Source organism: Mycobacterium sp. HUMS_12744610 (assembly GCF_041206865.1).
Lineage (GTDB): Bacteria > Actinomycetota > Actinomycetes > Mycobacteriales > Mycobacteriaceae > Mycobacterium > Mycobacterium servetii.
The window spans coordinates 2694964-2713546 of sequence record NZ_JBGEDP010000001.1; the positions used below are offsets into that span (position 1 = coordinate 2694964).

Annotated in this window: 20 protein-coding genes and 1 pseudogene; 13 read left to right on the forward strand and 8 right to left on the reverse strand. The window is 69.6% G+C overall.

Features of this window, described 5'->3' with window-relative positions:
* Positions 1 to 51: 51 nt before the first annotated feature.
* The 6 genes from AB8998_RS13235 to AB8998_RS13260 all read right to left on the reverse strand — a co-directional run bounded on the left by AB8998_RS13235 (position 52) and on the right by AB8998_RS13260 (position 4205).
* The gene (locus tag AB8998_RS13235; protein WP_369738347.1) at positions 52 to 771 is read right to left on the reverse strand and encodes a VldE C-terminal domain-containing protein; all 720 of its coding nucleotides are present in this window, start codon (positions 769 to 771) and stop codon (positions 52 to 54) included.
* 63 nt (positions 772 to 834) lie between these two features.
* Positions 835 to 1002, reverse strand: coding sequence for a hypothetical protein (locus AB8998_RS13240; RefSeq protein WP_369738348.1), 168 nt, complete (start codon positions 1000 to 1002; stop codon positions 835 to 837).
* Positions 1003 to 1092: 90 nt separating this feature from the next.
* Positions 1093 to 1506: a DUF6632 domain-containing protein gene (locus AB8998_RS13245; RefSeq protein WP_369738349.1), complete on the reverse strand. Its 414-nt coding sequence runs from the start codon at positions 1504 to 1506 to the stop codon at positions 1093 to 1095.
* A 59-nt stretch (positions 1507 to 1565) separates the two neighbouring features.
* Entirely contained in the window at positions 1566 to 2531 is a 966-nt protein-coding gene (locus AB8998_RS13250; protein ID WP_369738350.1) for a TIGR03564 family F420-dependent LLM class oxidoreductase, read from the reverse strand.
* Between the two features lie 12 nt (positions 2532 to 2543).
* Entirely contained in the window at positions 2544 to 3287 is a 744-nt protein-coding gene (locus tag AB8998_RS13255) for a hypothetical protein (RefSeq protein ID WP_369738351.1), read from the reverse strand.
* A 12-nt stretch (positions 3288 to 3299) separates the two neighbouring features.
* A complete protein-coding gene (locus tag AB8998_RS13260; protein ID WP_369738352.1) occupies positions 3300 to 4205 on the reverse strand; it encodes an NAD-dependent epimerase/dehydratase family protein in 906 nt (301 codons plus the stop codon).
* A gap of 57 nt (positions 4206 to 4262) precedes the next feature.
* Here AB8998_RS13260 and AB8998_RS13265 point away from each other — a divergent pair.
* Positions 4263 to 4564 (forward strand): annotated as a pseudogene (locus AB8998_RS13265) (acyl-CoA dehydrogenase family protein); the annotation flags it as partial.
* Between the two features lie 199 nt (positions 4565 to 4763).
* Here AB8998_RS13265 and AB8998_RS13270 read toward each other — a convergent pair.
* Positions 4764 to 6209: an aldehyde dehydrogenase gene (locus AB8998_RS13270; protein ID WP_369738353.1), complete on the reverse strand. Its 1446-nt coding sequence runs from the start codon at positions 6207 to 6209 to the stop codon at positions 4764 to 4766.
* Positions 6210 to 6347: 138 nt separating this feature from the next.
* Here AB8998_RS13270 and AB8998_RS13275 point away from each other — a divergent pair, with 138 nt between their 5' ends.
* From AB8998_RS13275 to AB8998_RS13320, 10 genes are all read left to right on the forward strand, one after another.
* The gene (locus tag AB8998_RS13275) at positions 6348 to 7628 is read left to right on the forward strand and encodes an aromatic ring-hydroxylating oxygenase subunit alpha (protein WP_369738354.1); all 1281 of its coding nucleotides are present in this window, start codon (positions 6348 to 6350) and stop codon (positions 7626 to 7628) included.
* Entirely contained in the window at positions 7625 to 7954 is a 330-nt protein-coding gene (locus AB8998_RS13280; protein ID WP_369738355.1) for a hypothetical protein, read from the forward strand. Before AB8998_RS13275 ends, AB8998_RS13280 begins: the two co-directional genes overlap by 4 nt.
* Entirely contained in the window at positions 7951 to 9243 is a 1293-nt protein-coding gene (locus AB8998_RS13285) for a metal-dependent hydrolase family protein (protein WP_369738356.1), read from the forward strand. The genes AB8998_RS13280 and AB8998_RS13285 overlap by 4 nt, the downstream gene beginning before the upstream one ends.
* The gene (locus AB8998_RS13290; protein WP_369738357.1) at positions 9227 to 9679 is read left to right on the forward strand and encodes a MarR family winged helix-turn-helix transcriptional regulator; all 453 of its coding nucleotides are present in this window, start codon (positions 9227 to 9229) and stop codon (positions 9677 to 9679) included. The genes AB8998_RS13285 and AB8998_RS13290 overlap by 17 nt, the downstream gene beginning before the upstream one ends.
* A 73-nt stretch (positions 9680 to 9752) precedes the next feature.
* Entirely contained in the window at positions 9753 to 10502 is a 750-nt protein-coding gene (locus AB8998_RS13295; protein WP_369738358.1) for an SDR family NAD(P)-dependent oxidoreductase, read from the forward strand.
* Positions 10503 to 10515: 13 nt separating this feature from the next.
* Positions 10516 to 11787 (forward strand): aromatic ring-hydroxylating oxygenase subunit alpha, encoded by a 1272-nt coding sequence (locus AB8998_RS13300; RefSeq protein WP_369738359.1) that lies wholly within the window; start codon positions 10516 to 10518, stop codon positions 11785 to 11787.
* A 2-nt stretch (positions 11788 to 11789) separates the two neighbouring features.
* Positions 11790 to 12125, forward strand: coding sequence for a hypothetical protein (locus tag AB8998_RS13305; RefSeq protein ID WP_369738360.1), 336 nt, complete (start codon positions 11790 to 11792; stop codon positions 12123 to 12125).
* 17 nt (positions 12126 to 12142) lie between these two features.
* Entirely contained in the window at positions 12143 to 12991 is an 849-nt protein-coding gene (locus AB8998_RS13310) for a TauD/TfdA dioxygenase family protein (RefSeq protein ID WP_369738361.1), read from the forward strand.
* Positions 12992 to 13046: 55 nt separating this feature from the next.
* Complete coding sequence (locus tag AB8998_RS13315) at positions 13047 to 13829, forward strand: SDR family oxidoreductase (RefSeq protein WP_369738362.1); 783 nt, start codon at positions 13047 to 13049, stop codon at positions 13827 to 13829.
* 78 nt (positions 13830 to 13907) lie between these two features.
* The gene (locus AB8998_RS13320; protein WP_369738363.1) at positions 13908 to 15476 is read left to right on the forward strand and encodes a Na+/H+ antiporter; all 1569 of its coding nucleotides are present in this window, start codon (positions 13908 to 13910) and stop codon (positions 15474 to 15476) included.
* An 18-nt stretch (positions 15477 to 15494) separates the two neighbouring features.
* Here the strand turns inward: AB8998_RS13320 and AB8998_RS13325 are convergent, their stop codons facing one another.
* Complete coding sequence (locus AB8998_RS13325; RefSeq protein ID WP_369738364.1) at positions 15495 to 15848, reverse strand: DUF732 domain-containing protein; 354 nt, start codon at positions 15846 to 15848, stop codon at positions 15495 to 15497.
* Positions 15849 to 16053: 205 nt separating this feature from the next.
* On the opposite strand from AB8998_RS13325, the gene AB8998_RS13330 reads away from it, so the two are divergent.
* Together AB8998_RS13330 and AB8998_RS13335 are read left to right on the forward strand one after the other, a co-directional pair.
* A complete protein-coding gene (locus AB8998_RS13330) occupies positions 16054 to 17568 on the forward strand; it encodes an MFS transporter (RefSeq protein ID WP_369738365.1) in 1515 nt (504 codons plus the stop codon).
* 8 nt (positions 17569 to 17576) lie between these two features.
* Positions 17577 to 18464: an SCO6745 family protein gene (locus tag AB8998_RS13335; protein WP_369738366.1), complete on the forward strand. Its 888-nt coding sequence runs from the start codon at positions 17577 to 17579 to the stop codon at positions 18462 to 18464.
* The last annotated feature ends 119 nt before the right edge of the window (positions 18465 to 18583 follow it).

Genomic DNA, 18583 nt, shown 5'->3' on the forward strand with positions numbered 1-18583 from the left:
ACCGTCGGGGCGGTTAAACGCTCGTGGCATGCGGAGATTCGCAGACGCCGATCACGCCGGCGGCTGCGGGCTCATCGCCGCGATGTAGTAGATCTCGTGCCCGGTGGGGTAGCCGCCCCCATTGGTGGCGATGTGAACGTGGTCGTAGTGGTTGAGGGTCTCGTTGCCGTAGTCCGCCGTCCAGCTGCCCGCGCCGATGCCCGGGTAGAGCCGCTGGCGCCAGATCACGTGGTTGATGCCCCAGCGTTTGGCGTTCGCGAGGGCATAGCCGGCGATCTGGTTGCCGAGCGCGATCCCCTCCGGGCTGTGGTAGTTCGGGATCATCACGTCGATCGCCAATCCGTTGGGGTGCCATTTCAGGGCGTCCTGCCGGTACCCGCCGATCGTCTTGATCTCCGGGAAGAGCACGCCGATGGCACGCGCCGCCCAGATGGTCTTGACCTGCAACCCATGCTCCGGCGCCACGCTGGGAGGCAGCGCGACCAGAAAGTTCTGGGCTGAGGTGGGGGCGGTGGGCGCGTTGGCCGCCAACGACTGCACCTCCGCGGGGGTGGCGATCCGCGGCCCGTCCGCGGGAGCGGACATCTGCGGCACGTCCGGGGGGCGGGCGATCTGCGGGGCGCCGGGTGGCGCGGTTTCGGCGACGGTCGGGTGTCCCACGCAGCACCGGTGCTCGGTGGTCTGGGCGTAGACCATGGCGGCCGAGACGGTCACCGAGGCCGCGATCGCCAGCCAGCGGCCCCGGCCGTTGGCCAGCACGGCGGTACCCACGGTCAGCAGCTTAGTGTCCCGTGCGACGCGTGGGGCAGGCTTTGCCGTTTGTCGTCGGGGTGTCTAGCGCCGGGATTCCTCTGCGACGTCTTCATGGGACTGGTGCAGGCCCGGCGCGTCCGGGTCCTCGCCTTGGTGTTCCAGCTCGTCCTGCAGCCGGCGCTGCTCCTCGGTGGCCTTCCTGGCGTCTTCGGGTACCTCCGGCGGGTCGATGTTGGCTTGCGGATCCACGCGAGATCTCCTTGACGGGTCGACGAACACTTCCGGTCAGGATCGCCCGAATCGGGCGTGCCGAAACCCGGGGCCCACTTCGGGTCCGCGTTAACTCGTCGCCAGCCGAGACCGATCGGCGGGCGGCTGTTTGATCCCCGATGTCCGAACGAGCACCGCCAAGACCACGGCCACGAGAAGCAGCGCCATTACGTCGCCCCAGAGGTGTCCCAGATGGCCGTCGCCGAAGGATTGCACCGTCATGATCGCGGCGTGCACGCCGCTGGACCACACCGTGAACCAGATCAGGCTGAGGTTGTTTTCCGGGCTGCGCGCGGCATTGATGAGGAACACCCCGAGGGTGGCGTAGACGCCGACGATCATCATGAAGTAGTCGGATCGGTACGGCGCTCCGGAGTGCCACATCCAGCCCGACGGCCAGACCACCGCCAGGGGATAGACCAGGAGCATGACGGCGCCGACGAAAACAAGCGCCAGTTGCAGGAGTTTGTAGGGCGTTGCCATCGTAGCCTCCTGTCGGTGGCTGATGGCTTGTCATTATGCGCCTTCCCACCGCCGCGCAGCTATGCTCCGGCGACGAATTCCGCGGCTACGGCGGCCAGCAATTGCTGTGTGCGGCGGCGCGACTCGCTCCGGGTCTGGGCGTTGTCACCCAGCGGCACCACCCGGGCGGCGAGATCGGTGACGCCGGCGTCGCGGTACCGGCGCAACCTGGCGAGGATGGCCGCTTCGTCGCCGGCGGCCATCGTGTCGCCGACGTCGGCGGCGTCGCCGTGCTCGAGCAGTCGCACGTAGTTGGGGGAGAAGTCCGCGTGGCCGAGCACCTCGCTGGCATGGGTGCGGGCCTGCTCGACCTCGCCGGGGCGGCACAGCGCTACCGGGACTCCGGCCACCACCCGAATCCCGCTGCGGCCGAGAGTCGTTGCCGCCGCTGTGATACGGGGGACGACGTAGTCGCCGATCGCGCGTTCGTCGGCCATCCACAGAATGGTGCCGCCGGCGCGTTCCCCGGCGATGCGCAGCATCGCCGGGCCGAGCGCGGCCAGCAGCACCGGGACCGGGGCGTCGGTGACGTCCACCGGGCTGTGCACGTGGTAGGTGGCGTTGTCGACGGACACCGCACCGGGACCGGCCAACGCCGCGTCCAGCACGTCGAGGTAGTCGCCGACCAGACGGGCGGGCCGCTCGTAGGGCAACCCCAGCTGGTCGGCGACGATCCAATGGTGTGACGGGCCGATGCCCAGCGTGAACCGCCCTGCGCACGCGGCCTGCGTGGTCAGTGCCTGCTGCGCCATGGTGAGCGGGTGCCGGGTCTGGATGGGCACGACCGCGGTGCCGATCTCGATGCGGTCGGTGACCTGCCCGAGCAACGCGACGGCCGTCATCGCGTCGAGGTAGCCGGGCACCTGCGGCAACCAGAACGAGGCGAATCCGTCCGCTTCGGCGGCCCTTCCGTCCTCGAGCAGCCCGGTCAGCCGCTGCGCGCGGGTGCGCTCCTTGTCCGAGCCCACCATCACACCGATCCTCACGGCATCGCCCGCTCACGGGACATGGCGGTCCCATTCGTGCGCCACGACGACGTGGAACGGGGCGGCGAACAGCGGTGTGGCGGTGCCGTCGGCCCAGCGCTGCTCCAGCGCGGGCCGCAGCCTGCCCGCGGCGACGATCGGGTCCTCGTCGAGGAAGCAGTACGAAAGGGTCTGTCCCGCAGGGGCGCCGGCCAGGCTCGCGTCGACGGCCTGCGAGGCCGCCGACCACACGCCGGCGACACCGTCCACGCCGACCAGGTCCGTCGGCGCCGGCGCGTCCTTTTCCAGCAGCACGTACACGCCGCGGGCCGGCCACCACGGCAGCACGTCGGCCCCGACTTTGACCCGCGGTGCGGCCGCCGTGGCGCGCACGTCGTAGACGCCGCGCTCGACGGGGGGCAACAGCGCCAGCTTGCGCCCGGCGCCACCCAGTGCCGCCGAAAGTTGGTTGAACCCAGCCAGTCCGCCAGGGTCGGTGAAGAAATACGACATCACGTGGTCGACGGGGTCGAACCGCTCGGTGCCGAACGCCCGCGCGTTGCGGCACTGCGGAGTGGACACCAGCCGCAGCGACGCCCGCACCGCACCGAGCCGGTGTTGTTCGGGCCGGTGGTCCATCGTGTGCCAGCGCAGGTACTCCGCGTCGGCCCCCTCGGGATGGCGCGTGGCCATGGAGACGAACACGGTGGCGATGTCACCGCGTCCCGCGGCGAGCACGTCGGCGACCTCGTCTGAGGGCGTGCCGGGTAGCAGCATCGATGCCGTCCTTCAGATTCGTTTGAGCTCGATCTCGGGGTGGCGTGCCCGGGCCATTCGCCGGAAACCTTCGCGCCAGGGGACTTTCGTGTGCCCCAGCACGTCGTGCATGCGGGTGACGTCCGGCCACAGCGGCGTGTGCGCGTCGGGGGTGTAGTCGAAGATCGGCTCGACGCCCACCAACTCGCCCAGGTAGGAGCAGTAGTCCTCGGCGCTGACGGTCTCGCTGCCGGCCCAGTTCACCACGACCGGCGGGGTGGCGGCGACCTCCATGGCACGGATGCCGAACTCGACGTAGTCGTCCTCGTAGATCGGGTTGTAGTTGTTGGGCTTGTCGGGGTGCAGGCGAATCGGCTTGCGCGCCAATATCGCATCGAGGCGGTCGGCCGGCGCGCCGCCCTCGGGCCCGTAGGTGGAGCAGATGCGGATGATCGTCAGCGGAATGCCGTACCGCCCGGCGACCCAGGTGCACACGGCCTCGGCGGCGACCTTGGAGAAGCTGTAATCGGCCCGCAGCGGCACCCCCGGCGGATCGGACTCGGTCAGTGGCCGCTGCCCCCGGTACCCGTAGATGGACCCGGTCGAGCAGAACACGAAACCCTTTGCGCCGCGGCAGCGGTACAGCAAGTCACCGGAATGCTGCGCGTTGGTCCGCAGGCATGCGGTCCAGTCGCCGGCGCCGGGATCGACCGCCGCGTGGAAGACGTAGGTGAAATCGTCGGGTAGGGAGGAGAAGTCGCCGGTGGCCATGTCGAGCGCGACCGGCGTGATGCCGGCGTCGGCCAGTTTGTCGCGATCCGCGGGGTCCCTCAGACGGGCGGCGCCCCACACCTCGTTGCGTGGGGCCAGGGCCCGCGCGATGGGGAAGGCGATCTTGCCGGTCGCCCCGGTGATCAAGATCTTCTCTGAATCGAGCATCCCACTAGTCATAGCGCACGGCGCCGCGAATGTTAAGTACTTGATATATTGCGCGGTGTGCAACTGACCTTCGGGGAGGAGGTCGAGGCCTTCCGCGCCCAGTTCGTCAGGTTCCTCGACGAGCACCTGCCTACCGAGGCGCAGGCGGCCGAGCGGTCGCGGTCGACGTCCCACATCCCGGCTGGGCGCGGCGCTGGCAGCGGCTCCAGTTCGACCACGGCTGGCTGTTGCCGGGCAACCCTCCCGAGTTCGGCGGCCGCAACGCCGGCATCCTGCAGCAGTTCGTCCATCGCGAGGAACTCTCCCGCCGGGCGTGTCGGTGCTCAAGGTGCTGGGATCCCCGGGCTGCCGGCACGTTGAACCGCGCGGAATCGCCGCTCCGCGCCGAAACCACACACGCCACAACAGCACCCGGCAGGAGCCACCACATTTTGTGCCCACCTCGCAGCGACAACCGAAGGCGCGGAACAGTTGTCGCTGCGAGGCGGGCACATCGAGTGGCCCGCATCGCGGAGACGCGTGTGGCCGCTGTGACGGCGCGGCGCCCGGCCGCAAACGCTAGCCGGTCGCGACCGCGATCGACTTGGTGTCGGTGTAGCCGTCGAGACCCTCGCGGCCCAGTTCGCGCCCGTAGCCGCTGCACTTGACCCCACCGAATGGCGCGAACGGGTCCATCGTGTAGCCCTGGTTGACCCCGAACGTGCCGGTGCGGATGGCACCGGCGATGGCCAGCCCGCGGTCGGCGTCCTCGGTCCACACCGCGCCGGCCAGCCCGTAATCGGAGTCGTTGGCGATCCGCACGGCGTCGGCCTCGTCGCCGTACTCGATGACGGTCAGCACCGGCCCGAAGATCTCCTCGCGCGCGATGCGCATCGTGTTGTCGGCGCGGTCGAACAGCGTCGGCCGCACGTACCAGCCGCGGTCCAGGCCGTCGGGCATGGCGGTGCCGCCGGTGACCAGGCGCGCGCCTTCCGAGCGGCCCTGCTCGATGTAGCCCCGCACGCGGTCCTGCTGGCTGTGGGTGACCAGCGGCCCGACCTGCGTCGCCTTGTCGGCGGGATCCCCGACGCGCAGCGACTCCATCTCGGCGGCCAGCGCATCGGTGAACTCGCCGGCGCGGCCTTCGGGCACGAGCACGCGGGTCAGCGCGTTGCAGATCTGCCCGCTGTTGGACAGGCTGGCCGATCGGATGCCGACGGCCACCGCTCCCGGATCGGCGTCGTCGAGGACGATGGCCGCCGACTTGCCGCCCAATTCGAGGCTCACGCGGCCCAGCCGGGCCGCGCACGCCGTCGCGACCGCGGTTCCCGTGGCCGTCGAACCGGTGAACGACACCTTGTCCACACCGGGATGCGCGACGAGGTGGCCGCCCGTCTCGGGGCCGCCGGGCAGCACGCTGACCACCCCGTCGGGCACCCCGGCGTCGGCGATCATCTCGGCGAGCAGCAGCGCGTCCAGCGGCGACTCCTCGGCGGGCTTGACGATCACGGTGCACCCGGCCAGCAGCGCGGGGATGAGCTTGGTGACCGTCAGGAACTGCGGCATGTTCCACGGCACGATCGCGGCGACGACACCGACGGGCTCCCTGCGGATCTGGATGTCGGAGCCGTATAGGCCGCGCCGCGCCTCGCTGAAGGGGTAGTTCTCGGCGAGATCGCAGAACGCGGTCATCATCATCGTGGGCAGGCCGACCTGGGCGCGCCGGGAGAAGGCGATCGGCGCCCCGATCTCCGAGGTGATGACCTCGGCCATCTCGGCGCCGCGCTGCCCATACAGCCCGGCGAGCCGGCGCACGACCGCGATCCGCTCTGCCGGCGGCAGCTGCGGCCACGGGCCGGTGTCGAAGGCCGCGCGGGCCGCCGCCACGGCGGCATCCACGTCCGCCGGACCGGCCGCCGCGACCCGGGCCACGAGTTGCTCCGAATGCGGTGAGATCACATCGATGTGCCGGTCGCTGCTCGGCCGGGCCCACGCCCCGCCGATGAACAGTTCGTCTTGGTGCACTGGCCGCTCGCCTTCCTGATACGGGGTGGGACGCGAATATCAACTACTTGCGATGCCGCCCTTCGAGCATATAGCGTCGGCGCTGCACGCTCCCGGCGCATGCCGGGCCGGGTCACGGGGTCGAGAGGGGTAGGCAGGATGGCGCGATTCCCCAAGCCGCCGGAGGGCAGCTGGACGCAGCATTACCCGCAGCTGGGCACCGAACCGGTGTCCTACGAGGACTCCATCAGCCCGGAGGTCCACGAGCTCGAGCGCGAGGCCATCTTCAAACGTGCCTGGCTCAATGTGGGCCGGGTGGAACAACTTCCGCGCAAGGGCAGCTACTTCACCAAAGAGCTGGCGGTCGTCAAAACCTCGATCATCCTGGTGCGCACCGCAGCCGGGGACGTCAACGCGTATCACAACATCTGCCGGCATCGCGGCAACAAGCTGGTGTGGAACGACATGCCGCTCGAGGAGACCAGCGGGGTGTGCCGGCAGTTCACCTGCAAATACCACGGCTGGCGCTACGACCTGGACGGCAACCTGACCTTCGTGCAGCAGGAAGACGAGTTCTTCGACCTCGACAAGAGCCGCTACGGGCTGGTGCCGGTGCACTGCGAGGTCTGGGAGGGCTTCATCTTCGTCAACTTCGCCAAGCAGCCAGAACAATCGTTGCGCGAGTTCCTCGGGCCGATGATCACCGACCTGGAGGGTTACCCGTTCGGCAAACTCACCTCGCGCTGGCATTACCGCTCGCAGGTCAAGGCGAACTGGAAGCTCTACATGGACGCGTTCCAGGAGTTCTACCACGCGCCGGTGCTGCACGCGAACCAGTCGCCCTCGCCCTATTCGAAGGCGGCCGCCGAGGCCGGCTTCGAAGCCCCGCACTACCGCCTGGAAGGTCCGCACCGGCTGGTCAGCACGTCGGGGGTGCGGGCCTGGGAGATGGCGCCCGAACTGCGCAAGCCGATGGAAGAGATCTGCCAGAGCGGGCTGTTCGGCCCCTGGGACAAGCAGGATCTGGGGGAGATGCCCGCGGGGCTCAACCCCGCGAGATGCGACCCGTGGGGCCTGGATTCGTTCCAGCTGTTCCCCAACTTCGTGATCCTGTTCTGGGGCCAGGGCTGGTATCTGACCTACCACTACTGGCCGACGTCGTACAACAGCCACCTCTTCGAGGGCACGCTGTATTTCCCGCAGCCGCGCACCCCGCGCGAGCGGGTGGCCCAGGAGCTGGCGGCCGTGACGTTCAAGGAATACGGGCTGCAGGACGCCAACACCCTCGAAGCGACCCAGGCGATGATCGAATCCCGTTGGGTGGACCGGTTTTTGCTCAACGACCAGGAGATCCTGCTGCGCCACCTGCACAAGGAGACCGCGGCCTGGATCGAGCGCTACCTGTCGACCTCCGCCACGGCGGGAGCCGCAGCACGATGACCGCAACGCTGCCAACCGAATTCGCCGACCTCGAGCCCTACGCGGACTGGTGCCTGCCGTCCGAGCCGCAGCGCTACGCCAAGCGGCTGGCCAGCTCGATGGCCGAGATGAAGGCCTTCTACGACGCGATCACCCCGCGCGCGGAGGAGGCGCTGGCCTACTGCGACAAGTTCCCGCTCGACGACCTGCCCGACGACGTGCTCAACCTCATGCACCTGCTGTACTCGATGATCATGGTGTCGTTCCCGGTGGAGTGCTGGAAGCAGCCCCGGGTTCCCGACTCCGGTGCCTCGACGCTGGACTGCGTCTCGGAGCCCTTTCCGTGACCCTCCCGGTAACCGGGTCCGTCGTCCTGCGGGCGGCGCGGTGGGCCGACGTCGCCGCCGGGCAGGTTCGCTCGCCGGCCGTCGTGGTCGTCGAGGGCGACCGCATCACCGCGGTCAATCCCGCAGCGCCCCTGCCCGATTCGGCCACCGTTCTGGACCTGGGGGACGTCACGCTGCTGCCGGGTCTGATGGACATGGAGCTCAACCTGCTCATCGGCGGGCCCGGCGGCCCCGAAGGCCTGCCCGCGCCGATGCACGGCGTGCAGGACGACCCGGCGTACCGGACGCTGCGCGGCGCGGTGAACGCGCGCACCACGTTGGAGGCCGGTTTCACCACGGTGCGCAACCTGGGGCTCATGGTCAAGACCGGCGGCTACCTGCTCGACGTCGCGCTGCAGCGCGCCATCGACAACGGCTGGCACGCCGGCCCGCGCATCTACCCCGCGGGCCACGCCGTCACCCCCTACGGGGGGCACCTGGACCCGACGGTCTTTCAGCGGCTCGCGCCCGGCATCATGCCGCTCTCGGTGGCCGAGGGCATCGCCAACGGGGTGCCGGACGTGATCGCCTGCGTCCGCTACCAGATTCGGCACGGCGCCAAGCTGATCAAGGTGTCCGCATCGGGCGGGGTCATGTCGCACAGCACCGCGCCGGGCTCCCAGCAGTACTCCGACGCCGAGTTCGCCGCCATCGCCGACGAGGCACATCGGGCCGGGGTGCGGGTGGCCGCGCACGCCATCGGCGACAAAGCGATCCAGGCGTGCATCCGCGCCGGGATCGACTGCATCGAGCACGGATTCCTGGCCGGCGACGACACGATTCAGATGATGGTCGATCACGGCACCTTCCTGGTCTCCACCACGTATCTGACCGAGGCGATGGCGATCGACCGGATCGCCCCGGAGCTGCGCAAGAAGGCCGAGGACGTCTTCCCCCGCGCAAAGGCCATGCTGCCCAAAGCGATTGCCGCCGGGGTCCGGATCGCGTGTGGGACCGACGCCCCGGCGATCCCGCACGGCCAGAACGCCAGGGAACTGCAGGCGCTGGTGGACCGCGGCATGACGCCGATGCAGGCGATCCGGGCCGCCACGGTGGTCGCCGCCGAACTCGTCGAAGCCGACGACGAACTGGGCCGGCTCGCGCCGGGTTACCTCGCCGACGTCATCGCCGTGCCGGGCGATCCCTCCCGGGACATCGGCGTCACGCTCGACGTGCCCTTCGTGATGAAGGGCGGCCAGGTCTACAAGAACGTCATCGGGTGGGGAGGCGGGCATGGAACTCACCGATAACATCATGTGGCTGCTCAAACAGGCCTTCTACCATTCTCTGACGTCCATCAACGATGCGATGAGCGAGCACGGCGTGAGCACCGCGCAGATCGGTGTGCTGCGCCAGCTCGCCAACGAGCCCGGCCTGTCGGGCGCGGAACTGGCCAGGCGCCTGTTGATCAGCCCCCAAGGGGTTCAGTTCGCGCTCACCTCGCTGGAGCGCCGCGGCCTGGTGGAGCGGAAGCAGAATCCCCAGCACGGGCGCATCCTGCAGGCCTACCTGACCGGCGAGGGCCGCGACGTCGCCGCCACCGTGGTCAGCGACGCGGTGGCCGCACACGACAAGGTGTTCGGCGTGCTGACGGCCGAGGAGCAGCAGACGCTGCGCGAATTGCTGGGCCGGATCGTCGAAAAAGGCACCGGCAATGAGCTTTTCAACGACCACGTGGACACCTGATGGTCGATACCGTGCCGGCGCGCGCAGGCGACGCGGCGCTGCCCACCAGCCGAAGGGTCAGGGTGATCTACGAGTGAACACACCGAGGGTGGCGGTGGTGACCGGCGGGGCCTCCGGCATCGGCGAGGCGACCTGCCACGAACTGGGCCGGCGCGGGCACAAGGTCGCGGTTCTCGACGTCGACGAGCAAACGGCACAACGCGTCAGCGCAGCCCTGCGGGCCGGCGGGGTCACCTCCGTCGGTGTCGGCGCCGACGTCACGGACCGGCCCGCCCTCGAGCGGGCGTTCGCCGAGGTCCGCGGCGAACTCGGACCCGTCTCGGTCCTGGTGACCAGCGCCGGATTGTTCGGCTTCGCCCCGTTCACCGAGATCTCCGCCGACGCGTGGGCGCGCGTCGTCGATGTCAATCTGACCGGCACGTTCCACTGCTGCCAGGTCGCCCTGCCCGACATGCTGGCCGCGAACTGGGGCAGGATCGTGACGATCTCGTCGTCGAGCGCCCAACGCGGTTCGCCCTTCGCCGCCCACTACGCCGCCGCTAAGGGCGGGGTGATCACGCTGACCAAGTCGCTGGCCCGCGAATACGCCACGCACGGGATCACGGTCAACACGATCCCGCCGTCGGGCATCGAGACCCCCATGCAGCACGCCGGGCAGGCCGCCGGCTATCTGGGCTCCAACGAACAACTCGCCGCCAACATCCCGATGGGCTACCTGGGCACCGGCGCCGACATCGCCGCGGCCGTCGGGTTCCTCAGCTCCGAGGAAGCCCGCTACATCACCGGCCAGATCCTCGGCGTCAACGGGGGAGCGGTGCTATGACGAGGAGGTTCGCATGACCCGATCGGGACGGCCGGTGGAGGGGTCCTGGACCGAGCACTACTCCGAATTGGGCACCGGCCCGGTCTCTTTCCGGGACTCGACGTCCAAGGAGTTCTACGAACTGGAACGCGAGGCGATCTTCAAGCGAGCCTGGCTCAACGTCGCCCGCATCGAGGAACTGCCCCGCACCGGCAGTTTCCTCACCAAGGAGATCGAGGCCGCGGGCGCCTCGGTGATCCTGGTCAGGGGGAGGGACGACCGGATCCGCGCCTTCCACAACGTGTGCCGGCACCGCGGAAACAAGCTGGTGTGGAAGGACTTTCCCGCCGAGGAGACCCGCGGCACCTGCCGGCAGTTCACCTGCAAGTACCACGGCTGGCGCTACGACCTGCAGGGTGTGCTGACGTTCGTGCAGCAGGAATCCGAGTTCTTCGGCCTCGACAGGTCCGGCTACGGGCTGAGCGCCGTCCACTGCGACGTCTGGAACGGGTTCGTGTTCGTCAACTTCGATCCCGAGCCGCGCCAAAGTCTGCGCGAATTCCTGGGCCCGATGATCACCGGCCTCGACGATTACCCGTTCGCGAGGCTGACCGAACGCTACGAGTGGGTGGCGCACAACAACAGCAATTGGAAGATCTTCGCCGACGCGTTCCAGGAGTACTACCACGTCCCCTCTCTGCACCCCCAACAGGTGCCCCCGGAGGTGCGCGACCCCAACGCCGGATTCACCTGCGGGCACTTCCAACTCGACGGCCCACACCGGATGGTGTCCACCGCGGGGCGGCGCCGGTGGCTGCTGCCGCCCGAGTACATGTACCCGATCGAGCGGGCCACCGAGAGCGGGCTGGTCGGCCCGTGGCGCACCCCCGACATCGGTGAACTGCCCCCCGGGCTCAATCCCGGCGGAATCGAACCCTGGGGCATCAGCAATTTCCAGATCTTCCCCAACGTCGAGATCCTGATCTACGGCGGCTGGTATCTGCTCTACCGGTACTGGCCCACCTCGTACAACACCCACCGCTTCGAGGCCTACACCTACTTCTCTCCGGCCCGCAGCGTGCGGGAACGCATTCAGCACGAAGTCGCGTCGGTGGTGCTCAAGGAGTTCGCGTTGCAGGACGCGGGCATGCTCGGTGGCACGCAGGCCGCGCTGGAGTACGGGGTCGTCGACGACTTCCCGCTGAACGATCAGGAGATCCTGGTGCGCCATCTGCACAAGGTGGTCGTCGACTGGGTGACTGAATATCAGTCCTACCGCCGCGAAACAGCACCGGCGGGGGTGTGACCATGCCGGATGCCCTGCTGCCCAGCGCCTTCGCCGAACTGGAGCCCTACGCCCGGACGTGGTGCCTGGCCACCGAGACCCAGCGCTGGAACGCCCGGATGTCCAGCACGATGCCGCAGATGCGCGAGTTCTACGACGCGTTCTTCCCGCGCCTGGAAGAGGCCATCGGATACTGCGACAAGTTCCCGCTCGACGGTCTGCCGGACGACGCGCTCAACCTGCTGCACCTGATCTATTCGCTGATCATGGTCGCCATGTCGGTGGAGATCATGCACCAGCCCGCGCCCGTCTGCGCCGCCGACGCGGTCATGACCCGCACCGTAGAGCCCACCCCCTGACCGCCGGAGGACCGACCATGAGTCTGCTCACCGTCAACAAGCTCACCGACCGCGTCGGCGCCGAGGTAGTCGGGCTCGACCTGGCCGCCGTGGCCTCCGACGAGTCGCTCGGGGCCGCCGTGCTCGACGCCCTGGAGGCCAACGGTGTGCTGGTGTTCCGGGGTCTGCGGGTCGACCCGGAGGCACAGGTCGCGTTCTGCCGCCGCCTCGGCGAGGTCGACCACTCCTCCGACGGGCATCACCCCGTCGCCGGCATCTATCCGATCACGCTGGACCGGTCCAAGAACGCCTCGGCGGAGTACCTGAAGGCGACCTTCGACTGGCACATCGACGGGTGCACCCCGATCAAGGACGACGAGTGCCCGCAGAAGGCGACCGTGTTGTCGGCGGTGCAGGTCGCCGAGCGGGGCGGCGAAACCGAGTTCGCCAACACCTACGCCGCCTACGATGCGCTGAGCGCCGGGGAGAGGGGGCGCTTCGGGTCGTTGCGTGTCGTGCATTCGCTGGCGGCGTCCCAGCGGCGCGTCTACCCCGATCCCACACCGGAGCAGTTGGCGCGGTGGAACTCTCGGCGCACCCACGAGCACCCGCTGGTGTGGACGCACCGCAGCGGCCGCAGGTCGCTGGTGCTGGGCGCCTCGGCCGACTACGTGGTCGGCATGGACCTCGACGAGGGCCGGGCGCTGCTGGACGAGCTGCTCGCGCGCGCCACCGAACCCGACAAGGTGTACAGCCACGCCTGGTCGGTCGGCGACACCGTCATCTGGGACAACCGCGGCGTGCTGCACCGCGCCGCGCCCTACGACCCGAACTCGGCGCGGGAGATGCTGCGCACCACCGTGCTGGGCGACGAACCCATCGAATAACCCGTGTAGCACACTGGCCGGTGAGGATTCGCCACGAACCCGAAAGGACCGGTTGATGACCCCACGGTTGGACGGCAAGGTCGCCATCGTCACCGGCGGCGCCTCCGGGCTGGGCCTGGGCATCGTCCGCACGTTCCTCGCTGCCGGCGCCTCGGTGGTCATCGCCGACATCGACGACGCCGGACGGCAACTGGCCGACGAGTGCGGTGACCGCGCCCGATTCGAGCACGTCGACGTCTCGTCCGCCGGCGACGTCAGCGCCGTGGTCGACGCGGCGGTCCGGCATTTCGGCGGCCTCGACGTGATGGTCAACAACGCCGGCATCTCCAGCACGATGCACCGGAGCTTCCTGCAGGCCGACCTCAGCGACTTCGCCAAGGTCATGGCGGTCAACGTCCTGGGCGTGATGCTCGGCACCCAGGAGGCGGCGCGCCACATGGCCGACCACGACGGGGGCAGCATCATCAACGTGGCATCGATCGGGGGCCTGCAGGCCGGCGGCGGGGTGATGACCTACCGGGCCTCCAAAGCCGCGGTCATTCATTTCAGCCGCAGCGTGGCCACCGAACTGGCCCCGCTGGGCATCAGCGTGAACTGCCTTGCGCCCGGCGGGGTTCCGACGCCCATCCTGGCCTCGTCGGTCCCGGGGCTGAGCCCGGAAGCCGTCGACAAATTCGTGCGGAAGACGCGCGAGAAGATGCACAAGGACCGCCCGCTGCCGCTGGAGGGGACCCCCGAGGACGTCGGCGAGGCCGCGCTGTACTTCGCGGCGGGTACCCGCACCAGCGGCATGGTGCTGGCCGTCGACGGCGGGACGTCGGCGCGCGAATCTGCCTGAGACCGCTACAGGCCCGCGGGTGATGACCGCCGACCCGTCGCGCCGCGGACCAAACGTGCCTGCGGGAGGACCGATTCGATGACCTCGCAACTGACGTTCCTGTTGCTGTGCCTGCCACTGGCCATCGCGCTGGCGGGGTGGTTGGCCGAGCGGTTCGGGGTGCCATACCCGGTGGTGCTGGTCGGGCTGGGGGCCCTGCTGAGCCTGCCGCCGTGGACGCCGACGTCCGAGCTGTCGCCCACGGTCGTCTTCTACGTGTTCCTGCCGCCTCTGATCTACTTCGCCGCGTACTTCATCGCCCCGGAAGACCTGCGGGCCGATGCCGTCCCCATTGGGCTGTTGGCCGTGGGGCTGGTCCTGGTCACCATGGCGGGCGTGATGGCGGCGATGGTCGGGTTCGCCGGCGTGCCGATCACGATCGCCGCGGTGGCGGGGGCGGTCGTGGCGCCCACCGACACCGTCGCGGCCACCTCGGTGTTCCGGCGGCTCAACGCGCCCGAGCGGTTGGTGACGATCGTCGAGGGCGAAGGGCTGATCAACGACGGCACCGCGCTGGTGCTCTACGTCGGGGCCGTCACCGCCGCGGCCGCGGGTGTGGTGCGTCCGGGGCAGATCGCGCAGACGGTGCTCGTCGCGCCGCTGGGCGGCGCGGCGCTGGGCCTGGCAATCGCCTGGATCCTGGTCGGCGTCCGCCGCCGGCTCGATCAGGTGTTGCCGGAGATCACCTTGTCGCTTGCCACGCCCTACCTGACCTATGTGCTCGCGCAGGCGGCCGGCCTGTCCGGGGTCCTGGCGACCGTCGTCGCCGGGGTCTACGTCGGCGCCCGCTCCGGGTGGATCTACGCGCCCCGGGCGCGGCTGCAGGCGTTCGCGTTCCTGGACGTGCTGGTGTTCCTGCTCAACGGTGCGCTGTTCACGCTCGTTGGGATGCAGCTGGTCCGAGTGGTCCACCGCGTCCCCGGGGTACCCACCTCGACGCTGCTGACCGTCGTCGCGGCGGTACTGGCCGTGGTGGTCGGATCGCGGCTGGCCTGGACGCTGTTGCTGCGACCAGCGATAACCGAGGTCTGGCGCGGCCCGGGCAAACCGGCTACCTGGCGGGAGCGGGCCGTGATCGGCTGGGCCGGGATGCGCGGCGGCGTCTCGCTGGCCGCGGCGCTGGCCATCCCGTTGCACCTCGACGACGGTTCGCCCTTCCCGCATCGCGACCTGGTGATCGTGGTCGCGGCGTCGGTCGTCGTCGTGACGCTCGTCCTGCAGGGCATGAGCCTGCCGCTGCTGCTCCGCAGGCTCGGAGTGGGCCGCGAGGACTGGCGTGACCAGGAGCGCAACGCCCGGCTGGAGGCGGCCACCGCCGCGCTCGACTGGCTGGGCGATCAGCCCGAGGCGCGCGACGAGTCCGACGCGGCGGTCGCATCGCTGCGCAGCCTGTACACGTCCAGGGTGCGCCGGCTACGGGGGCCCGACCCGGTCACGGCGGTGCCGCACGGTGAGGCCGACAAGTACCGCGGCCTGCGTCTGGGGATGCTCGGCGCGGAGCGGGCGATGGTCGTGGGGTTGCGACAGCAGGGCCGCATCAGCGCGACGGTGCTGCGGGCCATCGAACGCAGCCTGGATCTCGAGGAGGCGAGGCTGCGGGACCTGTGACCCGGACGCGGGGCCGGTTCACCCGGCGGGCGGGGGCACCGAAATGCCCGCGTCGCTCCTGTGCTGCGGGCAATAGGACGCCACCGAAGCACCGATGAAGTAGCCGGAGTCCCGCGCCGACAGGAAGGTTGTCTTCGCGAGGGCCAGCGTCAGGCCGGCGGGCGTCTGGCCGTTGTCGAGGCCGGCGCACACATTTCGGGCCGCCGCGATCGCGGCGGCGTCGCTCTGAAAGACGATCCCGCGCTTTTCCAGCGCCGCGACGAACGCGTCGTCGACCTGATCGGCCGCGGCCGGGACCGCGAAGAACAGCGCCGTAAGCGGGGCCGCAACGAGCGTCGACCACCGCGCGGTGATTGCCCGGTTGTGGGCCATGGTTCCCTCCCGACGCGCGTGCGTACGGACTCGGCGGCGAGTACGGCGGTAGCTAAACGGTAGCCGACACGGCGACGTCCGTCCTGCCCGATAGTCCCGGCGAGCCCGCACCGGGCAACCTGGGTGCGGGGTCAGTAACTTGGGAACCCTGCGTTTGCGGCGGCCGACGGACGGCCGATCCCGTCGAACCCAGAACGGAGCACAGATGAGCACAGGCGCGCAGACCGGGACCATCACGACCCAGGTGCCGGCGCGGCTCGACCGGCTGCCGTGGTCGCGGTTCCACTGGCGCGTGGTGCTGGGTCTGGGCGGCGTCTGGGTCCTCGACGGGCTCGAGGTCACCATGGTCGGCAACGTGTCGGCCCGGCTCACCGAAAAGGGCAGCGGCATCGGGCTCGACGCAGCACAGATCGGGGTGGCGGCCGCGATCTACATCACCGGTGCCTGCGCGGGCGCGCTGTTCTTCGGTCACCTGACGGACCGCTTCGGGCGGCGCAACCTGTTCATGCTGACCCTGGTGCTCTACCTGATCTCCACCGTGGCCACCGCATTCGCGTTTGTGCCCTGGTATTTCTTCGTCGCGCGCTTCTTCACCGGCGCCGGCATCGGCGGCGAATACGCCGCGATCAACTCGGCGATCGACGAGCTGATCCCCGCGCGGGTGCGCGGTCGCGTGGACCTGGTCATCAACGGGACATACTGGGTCGGATCGGCCGCGGGGGCCGCCGGGGCTCTGGTCCTGCTCGACACCGCCCACTTCCCGGTCGACATCGGCTGGCGGCTCGCCTTCGGCATCGGCGCCATCTTCGGCATCTTCGTCCTGCTGGTCCGGCGCAACGTCCCCGAGAGCCCCCGCTGGTTGTTCATCCATGGCCGCGAGCAGGAGGCCGAGCGCATCGTCGGAGACATCGAGGCCGACGTTCGCCAGGAAACGGGCGAACCGCTGCCCGAGCCGCAGGGGCGGCCGCTCAAAATCCGCCAGCGCAAGGCGATCTCCTTCGTAGAGATCGCCAAGGTGGCGTTCACGCTCTACCCCGGGCGTGCGGTGCTGGGGCTGGCGCTGTTCATCGGGCAGGCGTTCCTCTACAACGGCGTCACCTTCAACCTCGGCACGCTGTTGAGCGACTTCTACGACGTCCCCTCCGGAACGGTGCCGCTGTTCTTCGTCGTGTGGGCCCTCAGCAACTTTCTCGGCCCGCTGCTGCTGGGGCATCTGTTCGACTCCGTCGGCCGCAAACCGATGATCACGATGTCCTACATCGGTTCCGCGGTCGTCGTGGCCGGCCTCGCGGTGTTGTTCGTGACCGGGACCGGCGGCGTGTGGGCCTTCATCGCCGTGCTCGCGGCGGCCTTCTTCCTCGCGTCGGCGGGCGCGAGCGCAGCCTACCTGACCGTCAGCGAGATCTTCCCGATGGAGACCAGGGCGCTGGCGATCGCCTTCTTCTACGCGATGGGCACCGCGATCGGCGGCATCACCGGCCCGTTGCTGTTCGGGCAGCTGATCAACTCCGGGCAGCGCGGCGAGGTAGTGTGGTCGTTCCTCATTGGGGCGGCGGTGATGGCCGTCGCCGGGCTGGTCGAACTGTGGCTCGGTGTCGCCGCCGAACAACGTTCGCTCGAAGACCTCGCCATGCCGTTGACCGTGATCGACGCCGAGGACGAGGACGAACCGGCCGGCGCGGGGGACGCACCGGTCCGTGGGGGCGGCGCGTCTGATTGACTGCGGCCATGCCCAGAGACCCGGAATTGGCGCGACGCTTCTTCGACCGTTTCGAGCCGGTGCACGCGGTGACGTACTTCGCGCCGGAGGCGCGGGCGGCGTTGGACGGGCTGGGTTACCGGGGGTTCTGGATGGGCTACTTCGCCGCCCGTTCGGCGCCGCTGGGCCCGGTGTCACCGGAGGTGGTGACCGCGATCTTCTACAACTTCGCCCACGAGCGGGTCGCCAAGGCGCTGCCGGCGGCCTGGGAGATGGCCGGCCCGCACGACGCGCTGCGCGCACGCGAGGACTCCGCCGTGGCGGCGCTGCGGCGCTACGGGCTGAGCGCGGACGAAAACGTCGCCGTGGCCGCGGAATTCGCAGCTAAGGCGGCGCGGCGGGCGCCGCTCGACGCGCGGCCGCTGTTCGCCGCGAACCGCGCCCTGCCGTGGCCGGACGACCCGCTGGCCGCGTTGTGGCACGCGGCCACGCTGCTGCGGGAGCAGCGCGGTGACGCGCACGTGGCGGTGCTGGCCGCCGCGGGTGTGTCCGGGCGCGAATCTAACGTGCTGCACGCGGCGGCCGGGAGGATCCCGCGCGACGTGATTGCCGCCACCCGCGACTACGACGAGGCGGCGTGGCGGCACCATGAACAGCGGCTGGCCGAGCGGGGCCTGCTCGACGACGACGGGGCGCTCACCGACGCAGGCCGGGATCTGAAAGGCCGCATCGAGGCGGCGACGGACACCCTGTCCCTCTCGGCGCTCGAGGCGCTCGGCGACGACGAGGTCGAAGCGCTGTTCCGGGCGCTCACCCCGATCGCGCGCACCGTGGTCGCCGCCGGGGACGTTCCCGTCGTCACCCCGATGGCTCTGCAGCGCGACGACCTGCACGACGACAGCGCACATCTGGTGTAGACGGCCGCGCACCCGAAGCACGCTGGAAACGGTTGCCGAACTGCCGTTGACATCGGCGTAACACGTTTGCCATCGAAGCTTCCTACAGTGAGGCGGTCCGTCTTCCACACCGGAGCAGC

What these genes read in the sequence shown, in the direction of transcription:
- AB8998_RS13245 (WP_369738349.1), bottom strand. Translation starts at nt 1,506, where the DNA reads ATGGCAACGCCCTACAAACTCCTGCAACTGGCGCTTGTTTTCGTCGGC.
- AB8998_RS13255 (WP_369738351.1), bottom strand. Translation starts at nt 3,287, where the DNA reads ATGCTGCTACCCGGCACGCCCTCAGACGAGGTCGCCGACGTGCTCGCC.
- AB8998_RS13260 (WP_369738352.1), bottom strand. Translation starts at nt 4,205, where the DNA reads ATGCTCGATTCAGAGAAGATCTTGATCACCGGGGCGACCGGCAAGATC.
- AB8998_RS13275 (WP_369738354.1), top strand. Translation starts at nt 6,348, where the DNA reads ATGGCGCGATTCCCCAAGCCGCCGGAGGGCAGCTGGACGCAGCATTAC.
- AB8998_RS13280 (WP_369738355.1), top strand. Translation starts at nt 7,625, where the DNA reads ATGACCGCAACGCTGCCAACCGAATTCGCCGACCTCGAGCCCTACGCG.
- AB8998_RS13290 (WP_369738357.1), top strand. Translation starts at nt 9,227, where the DNA reads ATGGAACTCACCGATAACATCATGTGGCTGCTCAAACAGGCCTTCTAC.
- AB8998_RS13300 (WP_369738359.1), top strand. Translation starts at nt 10,516, where the DNA reads ATGACCCGATCGGGACGGCCGGTGGAGGGGTCCTGGACCGAGCACTAC.
- AB8998_RS13305 (WP_369738360.1), top strand. Translation starts at nt 11,790, where the DNA reads ATGCCGGATGCCCTGCTGCCCAGCGCCTTCGCCGAACTGGAGCCCTAC.
- AB8998_RS13310 (WP_369738361.1), top strand. Translation starts at nt 12,143, where the DNA reads ATGAGTCTGCTCACCGTCAACAAGCTCACCGACCGCGTCGGCGCCGAG.
- AB8998_RS13315 (WP_369738362.1), top strand. Translation starts at nt 13,047, where the DNA reads ATGACCCCACGGTTGGACGGCAAGGTCGCCATCGTCACCGGCGGCGCC.
- AB8998_RS13320 (WP_369738363.1), top strand. Translation starts at nt 13,908, where the DNA reads ATGACCTCGCAACTGACGTTCCTGTTGCTGTGCCTGCCACTGGCCATC.
- AB8998_RS13325 (WP_369738364.1), bottom strand. Translation starts at nt 15,848, where the DNA reads ATGGCCCACAACCGGGCAATCACCGCGCGGTGGTCGACGCTCGTTGCG.
- AB8998_RS13330 (WP_369738365.1), top strand. Translation starts at nt 16,054, where the DNA reads ATGAGCACAGGCGCGCAGACCGGGACCATCACGACCCAGGTGCCGGCG.
- AB8998_RS13335 (WP_369738366.1), top strand. Translation starts at nt 17,577, where the DNA reads ATGCCCAGAGACCCGGAATTGGCGCGACGCTTCTTCGACCGTTTCGAG.